Annotated in this window: 24 protein-coding genes and 1 pseudogene; 17 read left to right on the forward strand and 8 right to left on the reverse strand. The window is 73.5% G+C overall.

The features are described from left to right. Positions 1 to 157 precede the first annotated feature (157 nt). Positions 158 to 2,368 carry an NADP-dependent isocitrate dehydrogenase gene (locus tag ACIQFY_RS11405; RefSeq protein ID WP_209684835.1) on the reverse strand — a complete coding sequence of 737 codons (2,211 nt, stop codon included), beginning with the start codon at positions 2,366 to 2,368 and terminating at the stop codon, positions 158 to 160. 113 nt (positions 2,369 to 2,481) lie between these two features. Next, positions 2,482 to 2,970: a hypothetical protein gene (locus ACIQFY_RS11410; protein WP_066657341.1), complete on the reverse strand. Its 489-nt coding sequence runs from the start codon at positions 2,968 to 2,970 to the stop codon at positions 2,482 to 2,484. Between the two features lie 162 nt (positions 2,971 to 3,132). On the opposite strand from ACIQFY_RS11410, the gene ACIQFY_RS11415 reads away from it, so the two are divergent. The 3 genes from ACIQFY_RS11415 (at position 3,133) to ACIQFY_RS11425 (ending at position 6,785) form a co-directional block, all read left to right on the forward strand. Continuing rightward, positions 3,133 to 4,227: a M23 family metallopeptidase gene (locus ACIQFY_RS11415; protein ID WP_209684834.1), complete on the forward strand. Its 1,095-nt coding sequence runs from the start codon at positions 3,133 to 3,135 to the stop codon at positions 4,225 to 4,227. Positions 4,228 to 4,450: 223 nt separating this feature from the next. Next, a complete protein-coding gene (locus ACIQFY_RS11420) occupies positions 4,451 to 5,767 on the forward strand; it encodes a hemolysin family protein (RefSeq protein ID WP_209684833.1) in 1,317 nt (438 codons plus the stop codon). Between the two features lie 112 nt (positions 5,768 to 5,879). Continuing rightward, a complete protein-coding gene (locus tag ACIQFY_RS11425) occupies positions 5,880 to 6,785 on the forward strand; it encodes a helix-turn-helix transcriptional regulator (RefSeq protein ID WP_400340132.1) in 906 nt (301 codons plus the stop codon). A 39-nt stretch (positions 6,786 to 6,824) separates the two neighbouring features. On the opposite strand, the gene ACIQFY_RS11430 is transcribed toward ACIQFY_RS11425, so the two are convergent. Beyond that, positions 6,825 to 7,118, reverse strand: coding sequence for a hypothetical protein (locus ACIQFY_RS11430; RefSeq protein ID WP_400340133.1), 294 nt, complete (start codon positions 7,116 to 7,118; stop codon positions 6,825 to 6,827). A 47-nt stretch (positions 7,119 to 7,165) separates the two neighbouring features. Between ACIQFY_RS11430 and ACIQFY_RS11435 the strand changes: the two genes are divergently transcribed. From ACIQFY_RS11435 to uraH, 4 genes and pseudogenes are all read left to right on the forward strand, one after another. Next, positions 7,166 to 7,804 (forward strand): SAM-dependent methyltransferase, encoded by a 639-nt coding sequence (locus ACIQFY_RS11435; protein WP_400340385.1) that lies wholly within the window; start codon positions 7,166 to 7,168, stop codon positions 7,802 to 7,804. Positions 7,805 to 8,068: 264 nt separating this feature from the next. Next, positions 8,069 to 8,551 (forward strand): FBP domain-containing protein, encoded by a 483-nt coding sequence (locus ACIQFY_RS11440; protein WP_400340135.1) that lies wholly within the window; start codon positions 8,069 to 8,071, stop codon positions 8,549 to 8,551. Positions 8,552 to 8,607: 56 nt separating this feature from the next. Then, positions 8,608 to 9,066: pseudogene (gene uraD / locus ACIQFY_RS11445) on the forward strand (2-oxo-4-hydroxy-4-carboxy-5-ureidoimidazoline decarboxylase); the annotation flags it as partial. Continuing rightward, positions 9,067 to 9,405: a hydroxyisourate hydrolase gene (gene uraH, locus ACIQFY_RS11450; RefSeq protein WP_251160700.1), complete on the forward strand. Its 339-nt coding sequence runs from the start codon at positions 9,067 to 9,069 to the stop codon at positions 9,403 to 9,405. 200 nt (positions 9,406 to 9,605) lie between these two features. Here uraH and ACIQFY_RS11455 read toward each other — a convergent pair whose 3' ends face one another. After that, a complete protein-coding gene (locus tag ACIQFY_RS11455; RefSeq protein ID WP_400340137.1) occupies positions 9,606 to 11,009 on the reverse strand; it encodes a nucleobase:cation symporter-2 family protein in 1,404 nt (467 codons plus the stop codon). 197 nt (positions 11,010 to 11,206) lie between these two features. Further along, positions 11,207 to 12,193 carry an aldo/keto reductase gene (locus tag ACIQFY_RS11460; protein WP_400340139.1) on the reverse strand — a complete coding sequence of 329 codons (987 nt, stop codon included), beginning with the start codon at positions 12,191 to 12,193 and terminating at the stop codon, positions 11,207 to 11,209. A 95-nt stretch (positions 12,194 to 12,288) separates the two neighbouring features. On the opposite strand from ACIQFY_RS11460, the gene ACIQFY_RS11465 reads away from it, so the two are divergent. From ACIQFY_RS11465 to ACIQFY_RS11500, 8 genes are all read left to right on the forward strand, one after another. Next, the gene (locus tag ACIQFY_RS11465; RefSeq protein ID WP_400340141.1) at positions 12,289 to 12,522 is read left to right on the forward strand and encodes a hypothetical protein; all 234 of its coding nucleotides are present in this window, start codon (positions 12,289 to 12,291) and stop codon (positions 12,520 to 12,522) included. A gap of 119 nt (positions 12,523 to 12,641) precedes the next feature. Then, entirely contained in the window at positions 12,642 to 13,190 is a 549-nt protein-coding gene (locus ACIQFY_RS11470; protein ID WP_400340143.1) for an acyl-CoA thioesterase, read from the forward strand. A 42-nt stretch (positions 13,191 to 13,232) separates the two neighbouring features. Beyond that, positions 13,233 to 13,817 (forward strand): YdeI family protein, encoded by a 585-nt coding sequence (locus ACIQFY_RS11475; protein ID WP_066657359.1) that lies wholly within the window; start codon positions 13,233 to 13,235, stop codon positions 13,815 to 13,817. 83 nt (positions 13,818 to 13,900) lie between these two features. After that, entirely contained in the window at positions 13,901 to 14,782 is an 882-nt protein-coding gene (locus ACIQFY_RS11480) for an aldo/keto reductase (protein WP_251155606.1), read from the forward strand. 155 nt (positions 14,783 to 14,937) lie between these two features. After that, entirely contained in the window at positions 14,938 to 15,519 is a 582-nt protein-coding gene (locus ACIQFY_RS11485) for a PadR family transcriptional regulator (RefSeq protein WP_400340145.1), read from the forward strand. Further along, a complete protein-coding gene (locus ACIQFY_RS11490; RefSeq protein WP_400340147.1) occupies positions 15,516 to 16,250 on the forward strand; it encodes an ABC transporter ATP-binding protein in 735 nt (244 codons plus the stop codon). The genes ACIQFY_RS11485 and ACIQFY_RS11490 overlap by 4 nt, the downstream gene beginning before the upstream one ends. After that, complete coding sequence (locus tag ACIQFY_RS11495; protein ID WP_400340149.1) at positions 16,247 to 19,027, forward strand: hypothetical protein; 2,781 nt, start codon at positions 16,247 to 16,249, stop codon at positions 19,025 to 19,027. The genes ACIQFY_RS11490 and ACIQFY_RS11495 overlap by 4 nt, the downstream gene beginning before the upstream one ends. Before the next feature lie 100 nt (positions 19,028 to 19,127). Next, positions 19,128 to 19,892 (forward strand): SGNH/GDSL hydrolase family protein, encoded by a 765-nt coding sequence (locus ACIQFY_RS11500; protein WP_400340150.1) that lies wholly within the window; start codon positions 19,128 to 19,130, stop codon positions 19,890 to 19,892. A gap of 148 nt (positions 19,893 to 20,040) precedes the next feature. Here the strand turns inward: ACIQFY_RS11500 and ACIQFY_RS11505 are convergent, their stop codons facing one another. Further along, positions 20,041 to 20,706 carry an SDR family oxidoreductase gene (locus ACIQFY_RS11505; RefSeq protein ID WP_251155611.1) on the reverse strand — a complete coding sequence of 222 codons (666 nt, stop codon included), beginning with the start codon at positions 20,704 to 20,706 and terminating at the stop codon, positions 20,041 to 20,043. A gap of 131 nt (positions 20,707 to 20,837) precedes the next feature. On the opposite strand from ACIQFY_RS11505, the gene ACIQFY_RS11510 reads away from it, so the two are divergent. Continuing rightward, the gene (locus ACIQFY_RS11510; protein WP_400340152.1) at positions 20,838 to 21,989 is read left to right on the forward strand and encodes a PQQ-dependent sugar dehydrogenase; all 1,152 of its coding nucleotides are present in this window, start codon (positions 20,838 to 20,840) and stop codon (positions 21,987 to 21,989) included. A 38-nt stretch (positions 21,990 to 22,027) separates the two neighbouring features. On the opposite strand, the gene ACIQFY_RS11515 is transcribed toward ACIQFY_RS11510, so the two are convergent. Both ACIQFY_RS11515 and ACIQFY_RS11520 read right to left on the reverse strand, forming a co-directional pair. Next, positions 22,028 to 22,999, reverse strand: a complete 972-nt coding sequence (locus ACIQFY_RS11515) for an NAD(P)-dependent oxidoreductase (protein WP_311205626.1) — start codon at positions 22,997 to 22,999, stop codon at positions 22,028 to 22,030. A 144-nt stretch (positions 23,000 to 23,143) separates the two neighbouring features. Further along, the gene (locus ACIQFY_RS11520; protein ID WP_066657411.1) at positions 23,144 to 23,629 is read right to left on the reverse strand and encodes a DUF4126 family protein; all 486 of its coding nucleotides are present in this window, start codon (positions 23,627 to 23,629) and stop codon (positions 23,144 to 23,146) included. Between the two features lie 97 nt (positions 23,630 to 23,726). Here ACIQFY_RS11520 and ACIQFY_RS11525 point away from each other — a divergent pair, with 97 nt between their 5' ends. Beyond that, positions 23,727 to 24,368 (forward strand): SDR family oxidoreductase, encoded by a 642-nt coding sequence (locus tag ACIQFY_RS11525; RefSeq protein ID WP_066657413.1) that lies wholly within the window; start codon positions 23,727 to 23,729, stop codon positions 24,366 to 24,368. The last annotated feature ends 51 nt before the right edge of the window (positions 24,369 to 24,419 follow it).

Below are 24,419 nucleotides of genomic sequence, written 5' to 3' on the forward strand. Positions count from 1 at the left end.
TCACGTCCGCTGGGCGGGCGAGAGCAGTCGCCGGGCACCGCCGAGCGTGACGGAAGAGGCCCGCTCGGGCACCAGGGTGGGCCCGACGGGACCGCAGGACGGACGGGAGGCGCGGTGCCAGCCGGCACCGCGCCTCCCGTCCGTCGTCGGTGCGCGCCTAGAGCGCGGCCAGCGCCTCGTTCAGGGTGGCCGACGGACGCATCACGGCGTTCGTCTTCGCCGCGTCCGGGCGGTAGTAGCCGCCGATGTCGGCCGGCTTGCCCTGGACCGCCACCAGCTCGTCGACGATCGTCTGCTCGTGCTCGTCGAGCTGCGCCGCCAGGCCCTGGAACGCCGCTGCGAGCTCGGTGTCCTCGGTCTGCCGGGCGAGCTCGTCGGCCCAGTACTTCGCCAGGTAGAAGTGGCTGCCGCGGTTGTCGATCGATCCGAGCTTGCGGCCGGGCGACTTGTCCTCGTCGAGGAACGTCCCCGTGGCACGGTCGAGCGTGTCCGCCAGCACCTTCGCCCGTGCGTTGCCCGTCACACCCGCGAGGTGCTCGAGCGACACCGCGAGCGCGAGGAACTCACCCAGGGAGTCCCAGCGCAGGTAGTCCTGCTCGACCAGCTGCTGCACGTGCTTCGGGGCCGACCCGCCGGCACCGGTCTCGAACAGCCCGCCGCCGCCCAGGAGCGGGACGACGGAGAGCATCTTCGCCGAGGTGCCGAGCTCCATGATCGGGAACAGGTCGGTGAGGTAGTCGCGGAGCACGTTGCCCGTGACCGAGATGGTGTCCTCGCCGCGACGGATGCGCTCGAGCGAGAAGCGCATGGCGTCCTCGGGTGCCATGACCTCGATCTGCAGGCCGTCGGTGTCGTGCTCGCCGAGGTACTGCCGGACCAGCCCGATCAGGTTCGCGTCGTGCGCACGCGTCTCGTCCAGCCAGAACACGGCGGGCGAACCGGTGGCACGGGCGCGCGTGACGGCGAGCTTCACCCAGTCGCGGATCGCCACGTCCTTCGTCTGGCAGGCACGCCAGATGTCGCCCTGCTCGACCTCGTGCTCGATGACCGTCTCACCGGAGCTCGTGACGACGCGGACCTTCCCGTCGCCGGGGAGCTCGAAGGTCTTGTCGTGCGAGCCGTACTCCTCGGCCTTCTGCGCCATGAGCCCGACGTTCGGCACGGAGCCCATGGTCGACGGGTCGAAGGCGCCGTTCGCGCGGCAGTCCTCGATGACGGCCTGGTAGATGCCGGCGTAGCTCGAGTCGGGGATGACCGCGAGGGTGTCGTGCTCCTCGCCGTCCGGGCCCCACATGTGGCCGGAGGTGCGGATCATCGCGGGCATCGAGGCGTCGACGATGACGTCGCTCGGCACGTGCAGGTTGGTGATGCCCTTGTCCGAGTCGACCATCGCGAGCTCGGGGCCTGCGTCGATCCCGTCGGCGAACGCCTGCGTGATCTCCGCGCCGTTCGGCACGCTGTCGAGCCCGGCGAGGATCGAGCCGAGGCCGTCGTTCGGGTTCAGGCCGGCGGCGGCGAGGTCGGCCCCGTAGCGCTCGAACACGGTCGGGAAGAACGCCCGGATGACGTGGCCGAAGATGATCGGGTCGGAGACCTTCATCATCGTGGCCTTGAGGTGCACCGAGAACAGGACGCCCTGGTCCTGCGCGGCACGGATCTGGTCCTGCAGGAACGCCTCGAGCGCGCGGACGTGCAGGACGGTGCCGTCGACGACCTCGCCCGCGAGGACGGGGATCGACTGCTTGAGCACGGTGGTGTCGCCGTCGGCGGCCACGAACTCGATCGTCAGGGTGTCGTCGGCGGGGGCGATCCACGACTGCTCGTTCGAGCGGAAGTCGTCCTTGCCCATCGTCACGACGTTGGTCCGCGACTCGTGGCTCCAGGCGCCCATGCGGTGCGGGTGCTTGCGGGCGTAGTTCTTCACCGACAGCGGCGCGCGGCGGTCGGAGTTGCCCTCGCGCAGGACCGGGTTGACGGCGCTGCCCTTGACGCGGTCGTAGCGGGCCCGGACGTCGCGCTCCTCGGCGGTGGTGGGCTCGTCGGGGTAGGCGGGCAGGTCGTAGCCCTGCGCCTGGAGCTCCTTGACCGCCGCCTTGAGCTGCGGGATCGACGCCGAGATGTTCGGCAGCTTGATGATGTTCGCCTCGGGCGTCCCCGCGAGCTCGCCGAGCTCCGCCAGGGCGTCGTCCAGGCGCTGCTCGTCGGTGAGCCGCTCCGGGAACTGGGCGATGATCCGACCGGAGAGCGAGATGTCGCGGGTCTCGACGTCGACCCCCGCGGTGCGCGCGAACGCCTCGACGACCGGCAGGAACGAGTGGGTGGCGAGGAACGGTGCCTCGTCCGTGAGCGTGTAGATGATCTTGGCCATGCTGGCGGGTACTCCCTTGTTCGACCGTGCCGGACCTCGGTCCGTCCACGGTACTCGCGGCGCGGTTTCTCTCGACGTCAAGATACCCGGTCGGGCACTGCCGTGGGGTCGGGTCAGATCGTGATCCGGAACACCCGCACCCCGGCGGCCCGCAGTCCGGCGGTGCCGAGGCGGGTCCGCATGCTCCGGAAGGGGCGCTTGAAGCCCGAGCGGGCCGAGGCCACGCCGATCTGGTGGAGCACCTCGGACGTCAGCGTCCGCTCGACCTTCGGGGCGAGCCGGGTCACCCCCGAGACCGTGATGACGATGCGCACGGCGTTCGGTGCGAGCAGCGGCGCGATGAGTTCCGCGGCCTCCTGTGCCCGGTGGAACGCGGGGTCGTCGCCCGGTCGGCGGATCGCGATCACCGCGAGGTCGGCATCGGCGTGCTCGTGGGGATCGGGGAGGTCGTCCACCCCGACGACCCGCATCCTGGCGGCGTCGACGCCCGCACGGACGGCCGACGCCCGGAGGACGGGGAGCAGTTCCTGGGTGCCGGCGAGCACGACCTCGGCGGTCGCGAGGTCGATGGGTTCGTGGCGTTCCCGCGGCGTTCGGGCCATGGCGCAGGTCCTTCCGGTCGCTGGTCTCGGACACTACCGACGCAACGTCCAGCGGGCACGCAACCGCGGTGACACGTCAGCGGACTGCCAGCCGTTCGGTAACGGGAAGATCACGATCACCCCTGTACAAAGCGACAGACTCGTGCAGAATGGTCTGCGGCCATGACGACGACACACGACACCGACCAGCAGCAGCCGGAGACCCCGGTCGTGCACCTGTCCCGTCGCGCTGCCCTCGAGGCCGAGCGCGCAGCGGCTGGCAAGGCAGCGCGTCGCACCCGCGCTCCCCGCCCGTCCCGCTCGGACGCGGCCCCGGCGGTCGCGACCGTCTCCCCCGCACCGGCGCCCGGACGCACGCCCGAGTCGTCGGCCGCTCCGGCTCCGGCTCCGGCTCCGGCTCCGCACACCGTCCCGGTCGCTGCGCGGTCGGGACGTCGCACCACCGAGGCCCGGGCCACCACCGAGCACGTCGACGCGCGGATCACCCGGGTCGTCCGTCGACGGAGTGCCGCGCTGCCGGTCGCCGCGACGCCCGCGGCACGTGCAACGCGCCCGTCCCGCTCGCACCGCGCGAGCCGCATCACGCTGACCAGCGCCGCTGCCGCACTCGCGATGTTCGCCGCGTCCGCGATGCCCGCCCACGCCAGCGCCGGCACCTCGTCAGCGACGTCCACGCTCGCGCCGCAGGTCCGCACCCAGGACTACGCGGTCACCCAGGCGGTCACGGCGGCCGCCCTCGACCGCGACGACTTCACGGTCGGCGGCGGGCAGCAGGTCGTCGTCGCCGGTGACGGCGGCGCCGAGGGCGCGGTGTCGTACGGTGGCGAGGTCCGCTCGCCGTTCCCCGGCCCGGTGCGCATGAGCTCCGGGTTCGGGTACCGCTCCGCTCCGTGCGCCGCGTGCTCCTCGCTCCACCAGGGTCTCGACTTCAACCCGGGCATGGGCGCCCCGATCGGCGCCGTCGCCGCCGGCACCGTCCGCGTCTCGGGCACGTACTTCTCGTACGGCACGACGGTGATCATCGACCACGTGATCGAGGGCCGCCGGGTCTCGACCCTGTACGGGCACATGATCCCCGGGTCGTCGCCGCTGCGGGCCGGCGACACCGTCGAGGCCGGCCAGTTCATCGGCAGCGTCGGCTCCTCCGGCGTCTCGACGGGCGCACACCTCCACCTCGAGGTCCTGATGGACGGCGTCACGCCGATCGACCCCGAGGCCTGGCTCGAGGCCCGCATCGGCCGCTCGCTCACGATCTGACCCGAGCACGACCCGGCCCGAGCACGATCCGACCCGGGCTCGATCCGACCCGGGCGACCCGGCGGATCGTCGGGACCGCTGACGTCCCGGTCCGTGCACCCCGGACCCACAGCACTCGTGCAGCACCGGCGCGGCGGCGTCCCAGCATGGCTGTACAGGATCACAGCATGGACGATCACCACAGACCGCCCGCCCGTCGCCGACCCACGGTGGTGTCCCGCTGATGGACGCCGACACCTGGATCGCCTTCGGGCTCGTCATCCTCTTCGTGCTCGTCGGCGGTGTCTTCGCCGCGGCGGAGATCGCCCTCGTCTCGCTCCGCGAGTCACAGCTGCAGCAGCTCGAGCGACGTGGCTCCCGCGGAGCCCGGGTCGCCGCGCTCGGGCGTGACCCGAACCGCTTCCTGTCCGCCGTGCAGATCGGCGTGACCGTCGCCGGGTTCTTCTCGGCCGCGTACGGTGCGTCGTCGATCGCGCCGGACGTCGCGCCGCTGCTGTCCGGCCTCGGACTCGACCAGGGGGCGGCCGAGGCCGTCGCCCTCGTCCTGATGACCCTGGTCATCGCCTACCTGTCGCTCGTGTTCGGCGAGCTCGTGCCGAAGCGCCTCGCCCTGCAGCGCGCCGAGGGCTTCTCGATGGCCGTCGCGCCGACGCTCGACCGGTTCGCGACCGCGATGCGCCCGGTGATCTGGGTGCTGTCGAAGACCACGAACGGCGTGGTCCGGCTGCTCGGTGGCGACCCGGACGCCCGCAGCGAGTCGATGAGCACGGAGGAGCTCCGCGGTCTGGTCGAGGACCACGACGCCATCGACGCGCAGGGCCGCCGCATCGCCCGCAGCGCCCTCGACGCCGGTGACCGGATCCTCCGCGAGTCGATGCGCCCCTGGTACGACGTCTCGACCATCGACGCCTCGCTCAGCATCGCCGACGCGACCGACCACGCCATCGAGGTCGGCCACACCCGGTACCTGGTCACCGAGGGCTCGCGGGACGACGTCGCGGGCTTCGTGCACCTCCGCGACCTGCTCCGCCCGACCGACCCGACGGCACCCGTCTCGACGCTCGTGCGCCCCGTGCTCGCGCTGCCGGAGACGAAGTCGCTGTCGAGTGCCATCGCGGACATGCGCACCGAGGGACACCAGATCGCGCTCGTGGTGGACGAGTACGGCGGCAGTGCGGGCATGGTCACGCTCGAGGCGCTGCTCGAGGACCTCGTCGGCCGCATCAGGGACGAGTACGACCCGCCGGCCGCCGAGTCCGACGGGATCGACGGTGCGACCGTGCTCGAGGACCTCGCGGCCGACGGCGGTCCGCTGCTGCCGGACGGCGACTACGAGACCGTCGGCGGGCTCGTGCAGGTGCACCTCGACCGCGTGCCCGAGGTCGGTGACGTGGTCGAGACCGGCGAGCACCGCCTCGAGGTCACCGAGATGGACGGGCACCGGGTGGCGCGTGTGCGGGTCACTCCCCGAGCGGCGGACGCCGCCACGGCGGCGCCGGCGGCCACCGAGCCGGTGCACGCGGTCCCGCCCGTCTCCTAGCCGGGCCACCACCGGACGGGAGGCGCGGTGCCGACCCGCACCGCGCCTCCCGTCCGTCACGGGTACCGCCGGTGCCTGTCGTCGCGACGGTGCCGCCACGTACGCTCGTGCCATGGGTATCGACGTGCGCAACGAGATCCGTGACTTCCTGTCCTCGCGGCGGGCGCGGCTCACCCCCGACGAGGTCGGCATGCCGTCGTTCGGCGGCGGCGTCCGCCGGGTGCCCGGTCTGCGTCGGCACGAGGTCGCGATGCTCGCCGGGGTGAGCGTCGACTACTACACGCGGCTCGAGCGCGGCTCGCTCAAGGGCGTCTCGGACAGCGTGCTCGAGGGACTCGCGGGCGCGCTGCAGCTCGACGAGGACGAACGGACGCACCTGTTCGACCTCGCCCGTCTGGCCAACGCCGGCGTCAAGGTGATGCACCGGAACGTACCGACGCGTGTCCGACCGGGCGTGCAGCGCCTGCTCGACGCGATCACCGGCGCGCCCGCGTGGGTGCGGAACGAGCGCGGCGACGTCGTCGCGACGAACGAGCTCGGCCGGGCCCTGTACGCGCCGATGTTCGCGGGCCCCGGGCGCCCCGTGAACACCGCACGGTTCACGTTCCTCGACCCGGCCGCGCGCGAGTTCTTCCCCGACTGGTCGGCCACCGCGCGCGAGGCCGTCGCCGTCCTCCGCGCCGCGGCCGTCGCGAACCCCTGCGAGCCCGGTCTCGTGACGCTCGTCGGCGAGCTCTCCACACGGAGCGAGGAGTTCCGTGGCTGGTGGGCTGCCCACGACGTCCGGGTGCACCGACGGGGCGGCAAGCGCATCGCGCACCCCGTCGTCGGGGAGCTGCAGCTGGACTTCGAGGCGCTCGAGCTCGTCGCCGACCCGGGCCTGACGATGTTCACCTACTCGGCGGAGCCGGGCAGCGAGTCCGAGCGGTCGCTCGCGCTGCTGGGGACCTGGGCCGCGACGGAGCGGTCCGAGCGGCTCGCCGCCGTGCGCGCGGGAGAGGCCGAGCTGGACGACTGACGGGCCGCCCGGACGACCGCCGTGGTCAGCGGTCGGTCGTCACGGCGCGGTCGGTCCTGCGGGTCCCTCGGGGCGAGGGGCGCCGTCGGCGCCGTCGGTGCCGTCGGTGCCGTCGGTGGCGTCGGTGCCGTCGGTGACGTCGTCGCTCCCGAGCGTGTCGACGAGCGAGTCCACGCGGAGCCGGTCGATGCGCAGTTCCTTCTCGGTCGCGGTCAACCGCAGCACGCGGATCGCGGCGAACACGAGCACGATGAGTGCGACGACGAGCACGAGCAACAGCAGCACGACCGCCAGGTAGACGATGCTGACGACGGCGAATCCCCCGGAGACCATGCGACGACGCTAGCAGGGAGCGTTCGTAGGGTGGGGCCGTGACGAGGATGCCGGTGGACGAGGACACAGCGGCGTTCCTGCGACGACACCGCCGCCCGGAGCCGACGTTCGTCCGTGCGGTCGCGGGGTCCCTGGCCGATGCCCGCACCGTGCGCGAGGAACGGCCTGGTCCGGTCTCGTACGTGCCCGCGGACCGGCAGGTCGTCTCCGACGGGGACGCCGACGCGGTGCTGCTGACCTTCCCGAGCGTGGACACCGTCGCCGGGCTCGCACGGCCCGAGGACGGCCGGGTCGTCGTGCTCGCGCGCGACCCGGACCGGCTCCGCACCGGCTGGCTCGCCGAGTACGCGTCCGCGGTGGTCGCCGCCGAGGCGGACACGCTGCCGACGGTCGAGCGGCTGGCGACGCTCGTCGGGCCGTCCGTCGAGGTCGTGCGCCTCCCGGTGCCGTTCACCTGCGTGGACGGCTTCGGCGAGGGCTACTACGCGCGACCCGAACGGCTCCTCGACGCCGATGTCCGCGCCGCCGACCCGGCGTGGAGCCTGGTCGACGACCTCACCGCTCGCCGATCGGTCGCCGCCCTGCGGAGCGCGCTCGCGTCGGGCGAGTGGGACAGCCGGTACGGGGCACTCCGCCGGCGGCCCGCGCTCGACGGGTCGGTCGTCCTGCTGCGGCCCACTCCGTGACTCCCTGACCGGGTCGACGACGACTCCCCGACCGGAGCGACGGCGACTCCCCGACCAGGTCGACGACGTGACACGCCCGGCTTGACACGCCGTCGTAGGCTGGGACCGTGAGTCAGCAGGAGGTGGTCGGCGCGCAGAGCGCCGGCATCAGGGCGTGACGCCCCCGGCTGTGCCGTCCGGCACGGCCGCGTCCGTCGAACCCTGACCACACCTCCGCCCGTGCGGCGCGCACCCGCGCCCGGGCCCGTCGAGAGCGACCACACCGTGCTGCCCATCAGCGAGAAGACCATCCGTTCGTCCTTCGTCAACGCCTCCCGCAAGGAGGTCACCGACCTGACCCTGCCGACCGACCTCGAGACGCTGGACTGGGAGTCGCTCGACTTCCTCGGCTGGCGCGACCCGAAGACCGCGCGCCGCGCCTACGCCGTCGTCCCGACGCTCGAGGGCGACCTCGTCGGCATCCTGTTCCGGCAGGCCGAGGCGTCGCCGCGTGCACGGGCGCAGTGCTCGTGGTGCCAGGACGTCAAGCTGCCCAACGACGTCGTCTTCTACGCCGCCAAGCGCTCGGGGAAGGCCGGGCGGAACGGCAACACCGTCGGCACGCTCGTCTGCCAGGACTTCCAGTGCTCCCGCAACGTCCGACGCCCGGTGCCCCCGGCGTACGAGGGCTACGACGTCGAGGCCGCCCGGGTCCGCCGGATCGAGGACCTGCAGCTCCGCGCGGCTTCGTTCGCCGCCGACCTCTGAGCCCGCCGAAGCCGCGGGAAACGCCGGCGTAACGCGCGGTCCCTAGGGTGTGGCGGGTGGACCTCCGCGACTTCGACTCCGCCCCCGCCGACGACGCCCGACGGACCGCCCTGCACTGGGCAGCGGTGACGGCGTGGGCCGACGCCCTGGTGGCCGCTCGACCGTTCCGCACCGTGCCGGCCCTGGTCGCAGCGGCCACCGAGGCGGCGGCGCAGTGGACCGCGGCGGACCTCGACACCGCCCTCGCCGAGCACCCCCGCATCGGCGAGCGCACCACCGAGGCGTCGTCGGCCCGCGAGCAGGGCGCGATGGCGACGGCGGCGGACGACGTCGCAGCGGCCATCGCCCGCGGGAACGCCGCGTACGAGGACCGGTTCGGCCGGGTGTTCCTCGTGCGTGCCGCCGGGCGGACGCCGGAGGAACTCCTCGCCGAGCTCGAGCGGCGCCTCGCGGGGGAGCCGGACGCCGAGGTGACCGAGGCCACCGCTGCCCTGGCCGACATCGCCGTGCACCGGATCCGAGCGACCTTCGGCGTCCCGCACCTGACCACGCACGTGCTCGACGCCCGCACCGGCACCCCGGCCGTCGGTGTCGCGCTGACACTGCGCACCCCCGAGGGCGAGGTCCTGGCCACGGGGGAGACGGACGCGGACGGGCGTGCGGGGCTCGGGCCGGACGTGCTGCCCCGTGGGGACCTGGAGCTGCGGTTCGACACCGGCGCCCACCACCGCGCCGCCGGGGTCCCGACGTTCCACCCGTACGTCGTCGTCGCGTTCACGGTGACCGGGACCGACCACCTGCACGTGCCGCTGCTGCTCAGCCCCTTCGCCCACAGCACCTACCGCGGCAGCTGACCAGGCGGTCGCCCGGCGCCCGGCGCCGAGTCTCGCCCAGGCGGACACGTTCGTGGTCCCACGACCGCGAACGTGTCCGCGGAGCCGAGTCTCGCGGGAGCCGCGGCGGCGCGGCGCGGCGGCGGCGCGGCGCGGCGGCGGCGCGCCCGGCGCGGCGGCGGCGCGCGCGGCGGCGGCACGCCCGCGCGGCGCGCCGCGCGTCAGGACCGGCCGTCGCCGACCGTCGCGACCGGCGCCGTCGAGCGCACCGCGTCGTACGACCCCACGGCGGGGTCGGCGCCGTAGCGCTCCCGCAGCCCGCGCGACCCGAGCAGCAGGTTGAGCAGGATCGCGGCGATCGCTCCGGCCGAGATGCCCGAGTCGAACACGAGCGTGAACCACGTCGGGAACGCCCCGTAGATCTCCGGCGCGACGGTCGGCAGCAGCGCGATCGCGAGCGGCAGCGCCACGACGAGCACGTTCCGGTTGTCGAACCGCACCTTGGAGAGCGTCCGGATGCCGCTCGCCGCGACCATGCCGAACAGGGCGACCCCGGCACCGCCGAGCACCGCGTGCGGCACCGCCTCGACGACCGCTGCGACCTTCGGCACGAGTCCGAGCACGACGAGCATGCCGCCGGCGGCCGTCGCCACGTACCGGGAGCGCACCCCGGTCAGGGCCACCAGCCCGACGTTCTGCGCGAACGCCGTGTACGGGAACGTGTTGAAGACCCCGCCGAGCACGGTGCCGAGGCCGTCGGCCCGCAGTCCGTCGGCCAGCGTGCGGCGCGACACCGGACGGTCGACGACCTCGCCGACGGCCACCATGTCCCCCGTGGTCTCGGTCATGATGACGAGCCCGACGACGAGCATCGACACGATCGACGCGAGGTCGAACGTCGGCAGCCCGAAGTGGAACGGCGTGACGACGGCGAACCAGGCGGCGTCACCGATCCCCGACCCGTCGACCATGCCGGGGACGAACAGCGCCGCGACGGTGCCGAGGACGAGCCCGAACAGCACCGAGACCCGGGCCAGCCCGCGCGGTGCGAAGCGCTCGACGAGCACGACGGCCAGCAGCACGCCGGCCGCGAAGGCCACGTCGAGCGGATCGGCAGCGCCGTCCTCCCCACCGTCGGTGATCCACCCGGCGGCGACGCTCGTGAGCGAGACGCCGATGATCAGGATCACGGTGCCGGTGACGATCGGCGGGAACAGCCGCACGAGCTGCGAGAACCACGGCGCCACGAGCACCATGAACACCCCGCAGGCGATCGTCGCCCCGTAGACCGCGGTGATGCCGTGCGCACTGCCGATCGCGATCATCGGACCGACGGCGGCGAAGGTCACGCCCTGCACGAGTGGCAGGCGGACCCCGAAGCGCCAGAAGCCGACGGACTGCACGATGGTCGCCAGCCCGGCGACGAACAGGTCGGCGCTGATCAGGAAGGCCAGGTCGGCCCGGTCGAACCCGAGCGCCCCACCGACGATGAGCGGGACGGCGACCGCCCCGGCGTACATCGCCAGGACGTGCTGCAGGCCCAGCGGCAGGAGCCGACCGAGCGGCGGGACCGTGTCCACCCCGTCCGGTCCGGTGGTCGTGCGTGGTGGTGTCGTGCTGGTCATGGTGCCCCCGTCGCGGTGCCGGTCACGTGTCACCTCGACGCTAGGGAGCCCCTGTTTCCGCCCCGTGACGAGCACGGGTCGCGCGCATCACGCACCGCCGCCCCGGAACGCGCGTTCCGGAGTGACCGCCGACACCGTGACGGACGGGAGGCGCGGTGTCGGCCGACATCGCGCCTCCCGTCCGTCTCGTGGTCGCGTCAGCGACCGATGGACGACATGTCGGGGTACCGGTCACCGGTCGGCACGGGCAGCGCCGACAGGCGCGCGAGCTGGTCGGCGGAGAGCGTCACGTCGGCGGCGCCCACGTTCTCCTCGAGCCGCGAGACCCGCTTGGTGCCGGGGATCGGCACGACGTCGTCGCCCTGCGCGAGCAGCCAGGCGAGCGCCACCTGCCCGGGCTTCGCGCCGACCTCGTCGGCGATCGCCGTGACGGCGTCGACGATCCGCATGTTCTCGGCGAACGCCTCCTCCGCGAAGCGGGGGTTCTGGCGGCGGAAGTCGTCCTCGTCCAGGTCGGACGGCTTGGTGATGGCGCCGGTCAGGAAGCCGCGGCCGAGGGGCGAGTACGGCACCAGGCCGATGCCGAGCTCGCGGAGGGTGTCGAGCACGTCGCCCTCCGGGTCGCGCGTCCACAGCGAGTACTCGCTCTGGAGCGCGGTGATCGGGTGCACGGCGTGCGCCCTGCGGATCGTGGCGGCGCTCGCCTCGGAGAGCCCGATGTGGCGGATCTTGCCCTCCTGCACGAAGCCGGCGAGCTGTCCGACCACGTCCTCGATCGGGACGGCCGGGTCGACGCGGTGCTGGTAGTAGAGGTCGATGTGGTCGGTGCCGAGGCGGCGGAGCGAGCCCTCGAGCGCCTCGCGGACGGACTCGGTCGCGCTGGAGATGCCGCGCTGCTGCGTGGGGGTCTGCTCGCCGGCCTCGTGCCGGTAGAGGCCGAACTTGGTGGCGATCACGACCTGGTCGCGGCGGTCGCCGAGGGCACGACGGAGGAGCTCCTCGTTCGTGTACGGGCCGTAGGCCTCGGCGGTGTCGAAGAGCGTGACGCCGAGGTCGATCGCGCGGTGGATCGTGCGGATCGACTCGTCGTCGTCGGTGCCGGCGCCCGTGTAGAAGGCGCTCATGCCCATGGTGCCGAGGCCGACGGAACCGACCTCGAGGTCTGCGAGCTTGCGTGTCTGCATGGGTGCAGGTCTACTCCTGCCGGCACCTCGTCAGGGAGGTACCGGCACGGCTACGCTGAGGGCACGGACAGTGTCCGCGACGGAAGGGGAACGTCATGACCGTGGTCTGGATCGTCATCGGCCTCGTGGTGGTCGTCGGCGCCCTGCTCGTCGTGCTCGAGGTGCAGAACGCCCGGCGTCGGAAGGCCCTGGCGCACCTGGAGCCCGTCGACCCGCGCGTCGGGGAGCGCGCGATGTCCGAGGCATCCGGGGAGCACGCGATCATCGAAGGCGTGGCGAAGTCGGCGCACCCGGGGATCAGCGGCGCCGGGGGCGGCCCGCTCGGCTGAACCGCCCCGACCAGGCGGTTGCAGGTTCCGCTGCACGGTGTTGCACTCGACACCGGACGCGCTCGTGCGGTTCCTCCAACGGGATCGGACGCACAGCCCGGCACTGGTGTGATCGACCCGTGAACCTGTACCTCCGGCTCTTCCTCCTCGGTCTGCGCCTCCGGCTGGCCGCCCTGCGACCGGGGCGGCGCCCCTCGCTGTGGGACGAGGCCCGCACGCCCTTCCGCGTGCTGCCGACGGACCTGGACACGCTGCGGCACGTGAACAACGGCCGGTACCTGACGCTGATGGACCTCGGCCGCTACGACCTGCTGTACGGGTCCGGCTTCTGGCAGGAGTCCGCCCGCCGCGGCTGGTACGCCGTCGTCGCTGCGCAGACGATCACGTACAAGCGCTCCCTGACGCTCGGGGAACGTTTCACCCTGCACACCCGGGTGCTCGGCGTCGACGAGCGCGCCGTGTACATGGAGCAGACCTTCGTCCGGCAGGGCGCGGTCGTCGCTCGGGCGGTCGTCCAGGCACGGTTCCTGCGGCGCGAGGGCGGCCAGGTGACACCCGACGACGTGGTGGCCGCGGCGGGCGGCGCGGCGCGTGACCTCACGCTGCCCGGCTGGGTGCACGAGTGGGCCGACGCCGTGCGGATCAGCAGCGGCGGCGGCGTTCGCTGACCGGTCCGCCCGCGGCCGCGGTGCCCGTCCTACGATGACGGCGTGGACGACGACGACCTGGTGCTCCCCGACGCAGCCGCCTGGCGTGCCTGGCTCGACGAGCACGAGGACGATCCCGACGGCGTCTGGCTGGTGCTCGCCAAGAAGGGCACGACGGAGCCGACGTCGCTGACGTACGACCAGGCGCTCGACGAGGCCCTGTGCTCGGGGTGGATCGACGGGCAGAAGCGCGGCCGGGACACGGCGACCTTCCGGCAGCGCTTCACCCCGCGCCGCCGGGCGTCGCTCTGGTCCCAGCGCAACATCGGGCTCGTCGCGGCACTCGAGGACGCCGGCCGCATGCGCCCACGCGGTCGCGCCGAGGTCGACCGCGCGAAGGGCGACGGACGGTGGGACCGCGCCTACGCCGGAGCGGCGACCGCCACCGTGCCCGACGACCTGCGGGCCGCGCTCGACGCCGCACCCGCTGCGGCCGCGCTGTTCGCCGAGCTCGACGCGACGAACCGGTACGCCGTGCTGCACCGGGTCGTCACGGCACCGAGCGTCTCCGCACGGGCGAACCGGATCGCGAAGCTCGTCGCCGGGCTCGCGACCGGCGAGACGCCGTACCCACGCCCGGGTCGCTGACCAGGGCGCCCGCGCTGCCCGTCGCACGCGCCAGGGGGACACCGATCCAGCAACGGGTCACTCCACGGGCGTAGACCGGGGTCATGACCACTGGTACCGACACCACGAACCGTCCTGCCGCCGCCTCGGGCACGTTCCGCATCGGCGGTGACCTCGAGGTCCACCGCCTGGGCTACGGCACCATGCAGCTCACCGGCCCGGGCGTCTGGGGGCCACCGAAGGACCACGACGAGGCCGTCCGTGTCCTCAAGCGCGCGGTCGACCTCGGCGTCGACTTCTTCGACACGGCCGACTCCTACGGCCCGTACGTCGCCGAGGAGCTGCTCCGTGAAGCCCTGCACCCCTACGGCGACGACATCGTCATCGCGACCAAGGCCGGCCTGACCCGCACCGGCCCGAACGAGTGGCCGCCGGTCGGCCGCCCGGAGTACCTCCGCCAGGAGGCCGAGATGAGCCTCCGCCGCCTCGGCCTCGAGCGCATCGACCTGTTCCAGCTGCACCGCATCGACCCGAAGGTCCCGCTCGAGGACCAGATCGGCGAGCTGAAGAAGCTGCAGGACGAGGGCAAGATCCGCCACATCGGCCTGTCCGAGGTCTCCGTCGACGACGTGAAGGCCGCGCAGGAGCACGCCGAGATCGTCACCGTCCAGAACCTCTACAACCTGCAGAAGCGCGACGCCGAGGAGCTCCTCGACTGGTCCGAGGAGCAGGGCATCGGCTTCATCCCGTGGTTCCCGCTCGCGACCGGTGGACTGACCGGCGAGGACTCGCCGCTCACCGAGATCGCGCAGCGCAAGGGCGCCACGCCGGCACAACTCGCGCTCGCGTGGCTGCTGAAGCGCTCGCCCGTGATGCTGCCGATCCCGGGCACCTCGAGCGTCGACCACCTCGAGGACAACATGCAGGGCGCGACGATCGAGCTCACGGACGAGGAGTTCGCGGAGCTGTCGAAGCTGGGGGAGTGACCCCACCAGGCACCGGACGGGAGGCCCGTGGCGACACCGCCACGGGCCTCCCGTCACGTCTCGTGACCACTTCGTGACCCGTCTGGGCTTGTCGGGGGCTACCCGGTATGTGCATACTCGGTATGTCCGAGAGGGACCGAGGCGGGGGAGTCACGATGAGCGTCAAGATGGGCGTACTCGCGCTGCTGGTGGGAGGACCCGGGTACGGGTACCAGCTCCGGGGGGAGTTCGAGCACCGCACCGGGGGGAGCTGGCCGCTCAACATCGGCCAGGTCTACACGACGCTCGACCGTCTCGAACGGGACGGACTCGTGGCCCGCGGCGACGCCGACGACGACGGACACGTCGTCTACACGGCGACCGACGCGGGCCGCGAGGAGGTCGCACGCTGGTTCAGCGAGCCGGTGCCCGCGAAGCGCGGTCGCGACGAGCTCGCGATCAAGTGCGCGCTGGCCGTCACGGTCCCCGGCATCGACGTCCCTCGACTGGTGCAGGTGCAGCGCGCCTCGGCGATGCATGCACTGCAGGACCTGACGCGGCTGAAGCGCTCCGCCGACCCGGCGGAGGACCTGGCGTGGTCCCTCGTCCTCGAGTCGATGGTCTTCCAGGCCGAGGCCGAGGTCCGGTGGCTCGACCACGTGGAGAGTTCCGTCGCGCGGTACATGCCGTCGGCGGCACATCTACCGAAGGCACCGGTCGAGTCCATCGCCGACACGGCACACGAGGGCGTCCGATGAGCGCCGTCGACACCGAGGCGCTCCTCACCCTGGATGCCGTCAGCGTCCAGTACGGCTCCGGTGAAAGGTCCGTAACCGCACTGGCGGGTGTCGACCTGACGATCCGACGAGGAGAGATGGTCGCCGTGATGGGGACCTCCGGGTCCGGCAAGTCGACCCTCCTCGCGTGTGCCGGAACGCTGCTGCCGCCGACCAGCGGCGAGGTGCGCATCGGCGGCGAGTGGGTCTCCGACCGCCCGGCGCGGGAGCTCGCGGCGCTGCGCCGACGCCTCGTGGGGTTCGTGTTCCAGGACTTCAACCTCATCCCGTCCCTCACGGCGGTCGAGAACGTCGCCCTCCCGCTCGAGCTCGACGGGTGGAAGGCGAGCAAGGCCCGCCGCGCGGCCGAACTCGCGCTCGAGAACGTCGAGCTCGGTGACCGCGCCGACGCCTTCCCCGACGACCTGTCCGGCGGGCAGCAGCAACGCGTCGCCATCGCCCGTGGCGTCGTCGGTGACCGGCGACTGGTGCTGGCGGACGAGCCGACCGGTGCGCTCGACTCGCAGACCGGCGAGGTGGTGCTCCGGATGCTCCGCCGGCACGTCGACAACGGAGCGGGCGCCCTGCTCGTGACGCACGACGCACGGCACGCCGCCTGGGCGGACCGGGTCGTCTTCCTGCGCGACGGTCGGGTCGTCGACGAGACGGTCTACGCCGGCGTCGAGTCGCTCGTCGGCCGAGCAGCCTCGTGAGGCTCTGGCCGGCGCTCCGACTCGGTCGCCGCCTGGCCTTCGCGAAGATCGGCCGCGCGGTGCTGATCGTGTCGCTCATCGGCATCCCCACCGCGGGGTTCGCGGCGGCGGCCGTGGTGATCCAGTCCACACTGCCCACCGTGCAGGAGCAACTCCGGTACGACCTCGGCCACGCAGCCGCCCAGATGCGCCTGTCCGGCCCGGACCTGCCCGGGATGCGGCAGGACCCCCTGCAGTGGCAGCTGACCGACTCGGCGCGGGACAGCCCGGTGACGAGGGCGGACGAGGACTCCCCCTGGGCCGACCTGCTCGACCACGTGCCGGCGGGAGCCGAGGCGATCCCGGTCCGGACCACGCAGGTCGTCGTCGCCGGCCCGGGGGTCCCCGTCGCCGTCTCCGCGGACGAGGGAGCGACGTGGTCGCCCGCCCTCGACGGACACTGGCACGTGCTGTCCGGCCGTGCACCGACCTCCCCCGACCAGGCGATGCTGACCCCCGCGACGCTCGAGCGCCTCCACCTGTCCGTCGGCGACACCCTGACGGTGACCGATCCGGTCCGCGAGCGGTTCACCGTCACGGGCACCATGCGCGACGCCGCCTCAGGCCCGGGTGCCCAGGGGGTGTTCCTGCCGCCCGGGTCCCTGCCGGCCGAGCTCCCGTACTCCGTGCAGCGGGGTGGGTCGGACACGACCGTGTACCTGCCCGAGGTCGCCCCGACGTGGTCGGAGATCCGCGCGCTCAACGCGCACGGGATCGTCGTCGAGTCCCGTCCGGTCGTGCTCGACCCGCCGGCGGACCGACTCGAGGGCGTCCCGACCGGGACGACCGTGAACGCGTACCTCGGTGCCCTGGCGCTGGTCGGGGTGTTCGCCGCCTTCGAGGTCGCACTGCTCGCCGGTGCCGCGTTCCTGGTCGGCACCCGGGCGGACACCCGCACGTACGCGATCGTCACGAGCCTCGGCGGTGAGCGCGGCTTCGTGCGGGCGGTCGTCGCCGGCTCCGGGCTGGTGCTCGGTCTCGTCGGCGCCGTGCTCGGGACGGCCCTGGGCACCGGGATCGGTGTGCTGGCGTTCCACCTGCTCGACGACGGCAACGTCGGGACCTGGCCGGGGCTGCACGTGCCGGCACTCGCCCTCGTCACGATCGCGGCGGTCGCCGTCGTCGCCGGGCTCGTGGCGGCCCTGGTCGCGGCACGTGCAGCGACCAGGATCGACGTCCTCGCGGCCCTCCGCGGGTCCCTGCGCCCCGCTGCACCCCGTCCCCGAGCGGAACGGCGGCGGCGGACCTGGGTCCCCGTGCTGGTCGTCAGCGGGACGGCGATGACACTGGCGTGCGGCGTCGGCGTGCTCCTGCTCAACGACCGACCCGTGCAGCAGGACCGGTGGGCCGTGCTCGCCGGTGTCGGGGTCGCGCTCGGGCCGTGCCTGGTGCAGCTCGGTGTGGCCCTCGCGTCGCCGTGGGTCCTGGCCGGCGTCGCACGGCTCTCGGCGCGCCTCGGCCTGTCCGCCCGGATCGCCGCGCGGGACGCTCGACGCAACCCGGTCCGCACGGTCCCGGTGCTCGCGAGCGTGATGAGCGTCGTGTTCGTCGCCTCGGTCGTGATCACGTGGAGCGCCTCGGAGCACGCCCGCTTCGTCCGGGGGTACGAGTACACGACCGCCGTCGGGGTCGCGACCGCGAACGTCTCGCTGACCGACCGCGACGGGTACAGCGACGGGTACGACGCCGCCGTCACCGACCGGGCAGCGCGCGTGCTCTCCGGAGCGTTGGACGGCGTCCGGCTGCACGTGCTCGCCGTGGACCGCGAGGATCCGGGGAAGGGTCCGACCACGATCACCACGCCGCACGACTTCGTGCAGCGGGACTGCCAGACGTACGACACGACCGGTTGCGCCGAGTTCCTGCAGAGCGTCGGGAGCGGCGAGCCGCACATCGCGGCGGGGACGGTCGACGACTACGCCCTGCTCACCGGGCACCGTCCGTCCGCCGAGGTCCGACGGGCGCTCGAGGACGGCGAGGCCGTGTCGCTCTGGCCCGAGTACGTCCGCGACGGAGCGGTCCGCATCGACACCTTCCGGAACCGCACGATCGACGACACCGCGCAGCTCGAGGACACCCGCCCCGATGCCTCGACGACGATCCCGGCCGTCGTCGACGTGCAGACGCCACGGATCAAGGTCGGGGTCTTCATGACCCGGGACACGGCAGCGGCCCACGGGGTCCCGCTGGTCGACGGCCTGCTCGCGATGCACCTGCCGCAGGACCTGACCCCGGCGCAGTACGACGCGCTGTCGTCCGCGTGGCAGAGCGGTGGCGGCGCTGACCGGGAACGGTGGGGTGGTCCGGGCTTCGCCTACGAGCGCGGTCCGGTCGACGACCAGGCCGCCGTGCAGGCCCTCGTCCTCGCACTGGCCGCCGCCGTCACGATCGGTGCCACCGCCGTCGCGGTCGGGCTCGCCCGCTCCGACGGACGCCGGGACGACGAGGTGCTCGACGCGATCGGGGCGGAACCGGTCCTGCGGCGCCGCGTGTCGGCGTGGCAGGCGGCGATCCTCACCACGGTCGGCGCGGTCGTCGGCACGCTGCTCGGGTTGCTGCCGATCCGGGCGCTCACCCTGCGGTTCGACGGCGGCCCGACGGGGACCACGCACCTGCCGTTCGTGGCGGACTGGCCGGTGCTGGCGCTGCTCGCCCTCGGCCTCCCGCTCGTCGTGACGGCGGGCACCTGGGCGACCGCCGGACGCAGCTCCCGCCCGGTGGTGCGCCGTGCCCCGTGAGCCCGAACCTGAGAACGGCCGCGAGGACCCTCAGCGACGCTGCGCGTTCCCCAGGTCTGGGGCCTGGTCCCGGCGGGCGATCCGGAGGATACCTGTACCCGTGACCCGCACCACCCGTCTCGCCGTCGTCGCGAGCATCGTCTCCGCAGTCTGCCTCGTCGGGGCCGGCGTCTTCGTCGTCGCCGCACCCCACACGGCGAGCGCCGAGGACCGCCCCGTCGCCGCAGCAGCCGACACCCGCGTCGAACGCGGCACCACGGACCTCGCTCGTCCGAGCACGCCGGACCAGGTGGTCTCCGGAGCGCTCAGCACCCCGGCGCTGCCGGACGCCGTGCCGTTCGCGTACGCCGGCGACTCGATCACCGCCCGACCCGACTCGTGGCTGCACGAGCTGGAGTCCGACGACCGGCTGCGCGCCGTCGGTGGCTACGCGCACAGCGGGTACCGTGCCGACCAGGTCCTCGCGGAGATCGGTCCGGTCCCGCAGGCGCGCGTGCTCGTGGTCGAGGTCGGCACGAACGACGTCAACCAGGCCGTCCCGCTCGACCGGACGATCGCCGGTGTGGACGCGATCGTCCGCAAGGTCGGTGCGGCGCGGGTCCTCGTCGTCGCCGGTCCGCCCTCCGACTGGACGTGGAGCCGGTGGGGTGCCGACCGTCGCTCGGGTCAGATCGTCCTGACCGATGCGCTGCACGCGGATGCCGACGTCCACGGGTGGGCGTTCGTCGACCCGTTCCGCTCGCTCCGGGCGGCCGACGGAGCCTACGTGGCGGGGACGACGCCGGACGGCATCCACCCGACGGCCGAGGCGAACCGTTCGGTCGCCGCGGCGATGGCCGACGCGATCGAGCGCACCGCGCGCTGACGCTGCCGGCTCGGGCGCAGCGACGCACCGTGCGGCGGACGGAGGCCCGTGGCGATCCCGCCACGGGCCTCCCTCGCAGGCTCGGTCGGCGCGGCCCGCGTGACGCTGGCGCGTCACCGCTCAGCGGGCCGCGCCCGTCCGTCGTCGCTCACTCCGGCAGCGGCTCGGCGTAGGTCCGGAAGTCCCCGCGCTCGGTGTGGATGCTCCAGAGCCGCTCGGCGACCGCAGCCGACGAGTGGTCGTCCTGTCCGTCGTCGATGCCGAACGGGATGATCAGCTGACCGACGTGCACGTGCTCGTCGGCCACCGCGTCGTGGAGGAGCTGCGCGTAGGCGCTCTCGCCCGCGAACGCGACCGACGTGCCCGTCACCCGGGCGCCGGGTCGGACCGCGCTGCCGCCGTTGACGAAGAGGATCGTGCCCGTCCCGATCGCCCGCATGCCCGGGAGCACCTGGCGCACGGCGTTCACCGAGCCGTAGACCGAGAACTCGACCGGGCCGACCAGGTCCTCGGCGGTGGTCTCGAGCACCGGGCGCATGTACTCCTTCGCGGGCAGCGGGCTGTACTGCAGCACCTCGATCGGGCCGAGCTGTTCGGTGGCGGCCTCGAGCGCGGCGCGGAGCGAGTCCCCGTCGCGGACGTTCGCGGCGAAGCCCTGCGCGCGGTACCCCGACGACCGGAGCTCGGCGGCGAGTGCGTCGAGCCGGTCCTGGTTGCGGGAGATCAGGGCGACGTCGAAGCCCTCGCGGCCGAAGCGGTCCGCGACGGCGAGCCCGAGGCCCTTGCCGGCGCCGACGATGGCGATGGTGGTCATGCGGTGGTCCTTCCGTGGGTGTGGCGCCGACGGTAGGCCGCGGCGCGCAGCGGTGAGGGGTTCCGCCGGGAACCCCCAGCCGTTTCCCGACGGGGCCGTGTGGACTCGGGGCACGACCCGGGAGGATCACCGTGGACACCACCCGCACACGCCGCAGCCGCCGCACCTGGTCCGCCCTCGGGTTGGCCGCCGTGGCAGCCCTCGGCCTGACCGCCTGTTCGGACGACCGCGCGCCGACCGGTCCGGGCGACCCCGCCGGGCAGGGCAGCACCGCGAGCCCGCCCGCCGACCTCGCTGCCGGCCAGCTGGCGCCGGACGGCCGGACCACGGACGTCGTCTCGGGCCTCGAGGCGCCGTGGTCGGTGGTCCCCGTCGGCGACGACGGCGACGCGTTCGTCAGCGAGCGGGACTCGGCGCGCGTGCTCGAACTCCGCGCGGACGGGTCGACGCGAGAGGTCGGGACCGTCGACGGGGTCCGGCACGGCGGCGAGGGCGGACTCCTCGGCCTCGCCCTGCACGACGGAGACCTGTTCGTCTACTCGACCGCCGACGACGGCAACCGGATCCAGCGGTACGACCTGACCGGGGACACCGGCTCGTACCGGCTCGGTGCGGTGACGACGGTCATCGACGGGCTGCCCGCGAACACCTTCCACGACGGCGGGCGCATCGCGTTCGGCCCCGACGACATGCTCTACGCGAGCGTCGGCGACGCGGGGCAGCGGTCCGAGGCGCAGGACCGCGGCTCCCTGGCGGGCAAGATCCTGCGGCTGACCCCGGACGGCCAGGTACCCGACGACAACCCGCTCGACGGTTCGCCGGTGTGGTCGCTCGGGCACCGGAACGTGCAGGGCATGGGTTGGGCCGAGGACGGCACGATGTTCGCCGCGGAGTTCGGGGAGAACCGCTGGGACGAGCTCAACGTCATCGAGCCAGGGGGGAACCACGGGTGGCCCGAGGTCGAGGGCACCGGCGGCGAGGACCGCGGGTTCGTCGACCCGGTGCAGCAGTGGTCGACGGACGAGGCCTCGCCGAGCGGGCTGACCGTGATCGGCGACACCGTGTTCGTCGCGAACCTCAAGGGGGAGTCCGTCCGCGCCGTCCCGGTCTCCGACCCGTCGAGCTCGACGGTGTACTTCCCGGGCGAGCACGGGCGCATCCGCACGGTGCTGCCCGGCCCCGACGACACCCTCTGGTTCGTGACGAACAACACCGACGGCCGCGGCGACCCACGCGACGGCGACGACCGGATCCTGTCCGTGCCGCTCACCGAGGCGGACTGAGGGCCGAGCGCCCGGGCTGACGTCGGCGCGCCGCGGGATCAGGGGCGGAACGACTCCGGCACGTCGAGGTCGCCGTGCTCCGCCTGCCACCGCAGCGCATCGCGCACCGTCGCCGACGCCGTGTACGCCGGTGCGTACCCGAGGACCCGCCGCGGCTTCTCGGTGCTGAACACCTGGCTGCGGGACAGGTGCTCCCAGCTCGCGTCGGCGTGCTCCGGAGCCGTGGTCTGCCGGAACCGGTCCCAGTCGACGGACTCGAGCCGTGCCTCCCGGCCGGCCCACGACGCGACCAGGTGGGCGTACCCGCGCACCGTGAGCGCCGTCGGGGCGGTCGCGAAGAAGTCCTGCCCGGTGGCGGCGTCCCGCTGCTCGACCGCGAGCTGGAACAGCTGCGCGACGTCGTCGGCGTGCACGTGGGCCATCGACTCCGCGCCGAGGCCCGGGACCTCGACGACCTCGCCCGCGGCGAGCCGTTCGACCACCGTGGGGTCGAGGTTGCCGAGCGGACCGATCGGCATCCAGCCCGGACCGCTGATGTGCCCGGGGTGGATCGACGTCGTGACGACCCCGCCGTCGGCGGTCTCCTGCAGGAGCATCCGGGCGATGGCGTCCTTCTGCGTGCCGTACTCGCCGAAGGGCGGCGTGGCGGTCTCCTCGGTGATCGGCAGGACGTGCGAGACGCCGGCGCGCCAGATCGACCCGCAGTGGACCAGGTGGGTCCGGCTGCCGCGGAGCGCCCGGACGAGCTGCTCGGCCGACCCGAGCGTGAAGCAGACGAGGTCGACCACGGCGTCGGCGCCGAGAGCGGCGATCCGGTCGCCGAACGTGCCGTCCCGGTCCTCCTGCTCGCGGTCGGCGGTGATCCGCTCGACCTGCTCCCACTCGGGAGCCTCCGCGTACGGGCTGCTGGTGCCGCGCGTCACGACCCTGACGTGGTGCCCGGCGCGCACGAGGCGGGGGACCAGGAAGGTGCCGATGTGGCCGGTGGCTCCGATGACGACGATGTCCATGCGGGCCACGCTAGGCGCGCGTCCCCGTGTGCGGCAGGCCCTGCCGGTGCTCCCCGGCGGGCGGGACGGCGACGGACCGGACACCGGACGGACGGGAGGCGCGTGGCGGGTCCGCCAGGTGCCTCCCGTCCGGTGTCGGTCCGGTCAGGACCCGCTGACCACCTTGACGGAGCCGGCGATGACCGCCGCGTCCTCGGCGAGCGCGCCGACCGGGTCGGGCAGGCCGGAGCTGCTGAGGAGCTTGCGGGCGGCCCACCCGGCGAAGCTGCCGACGATCGCGCCGACGCCTCCGAGGATCGCGCCCTCGAGTCGGAGGTCCCGCCGACCGGTCGTCCCGAGCGCCGCACCCGCGAACGCACCGGCACCGATGCGGCCGACCAGGCCGAGCGGCGAGATGCGGGCGGGGGCCTTCGGGGACTTGTCGCCGACGAGCTCGCCGATGGCGGACGCGACGAGCAGGCCGCGGCCGAGCGGCGAGCTGAAGGCCTTCCACTGCTGCCAGTCGCCCTTGACGGCCTTGTTGTCGTGGTTCAGCGCGAGGACGGCCAGCGGGGTGCTGCTCCGTCCACCGCTGAGGAACCCGAGTGCCAGGGTGCGGACCAGGGTGTGCTGCTCGTCGTGCTTGCTCATCGGTTCTCCCGTCGTGTCGCACCGGACGGTACTCGCCGGGCGCTGGGGGACGGACCCGCTCCCGCCCTTCCGAGCCGCACCGCGTACCGTCCGGGCCATGAGCAACGTCATCCTGTTCGGCGGCCACGGCAAGGTCGCGCTCCTCGCCACCCGGATCCTCACCGAGCGCGGGCACCGCGTGACCTCCGTGATCCGCGACCCCGACCAGCAGGACGAGGTGCGCGCCCACGGCGGCGAGCCCCGGGTCGCCGACGTGCAGGAGCAGTCGCTCACCGACTTCGCCGACCTGGTCCGCGGGCACGACGCCGTCGTCTGGTCGGCCGGTGCCGGCGGCGGTTCCGCGGACCGCACCTGGGCGATCGACCGCGACGCCGCCGTCCTGTCCGTGCAGGGCGCCGCGCAGGCCGGGGTCGACCGCTACGTGATGGTCTCGTGGTCCGGGTCGAAGCTCGACCACGGGATCCCCCAGGACCAGGACTTCTTCGCGTACGCGCAGTCGAAGATGATCGCCGACGCCGTGCTCCGGGACTCCGGGCTGCAGTGGACGGTCGTCGCGCCGAGCACCCTGACCGACGACGAGCCGACCGGCTCGGTCGACTGGGACGGCTCGGCGTCGCAGGTCCCGCGCGGTGACGTGGCCCACGTGGTCGCGGACGTGCTCGAGGACCCGTCGACGGCCGGTCGGACCATCCGCTTCAACGGCGGCGACACGGCGATCGCCGACTTCCTCCGGGGCTGACCGCGTGGCGGACGCCCCCCGGTCGCTCACGCTGGAGATCGGGGACCACGA

The organism is Curtobacterium sp. NPDC092190, assembly GCF_044755625.1.
Classification (GTDB): domain Bacteria; phylum Actinomycetota; class Actinomycetes; order Actinomycetales; family Microbacteriaceae; genus Curtobacterium.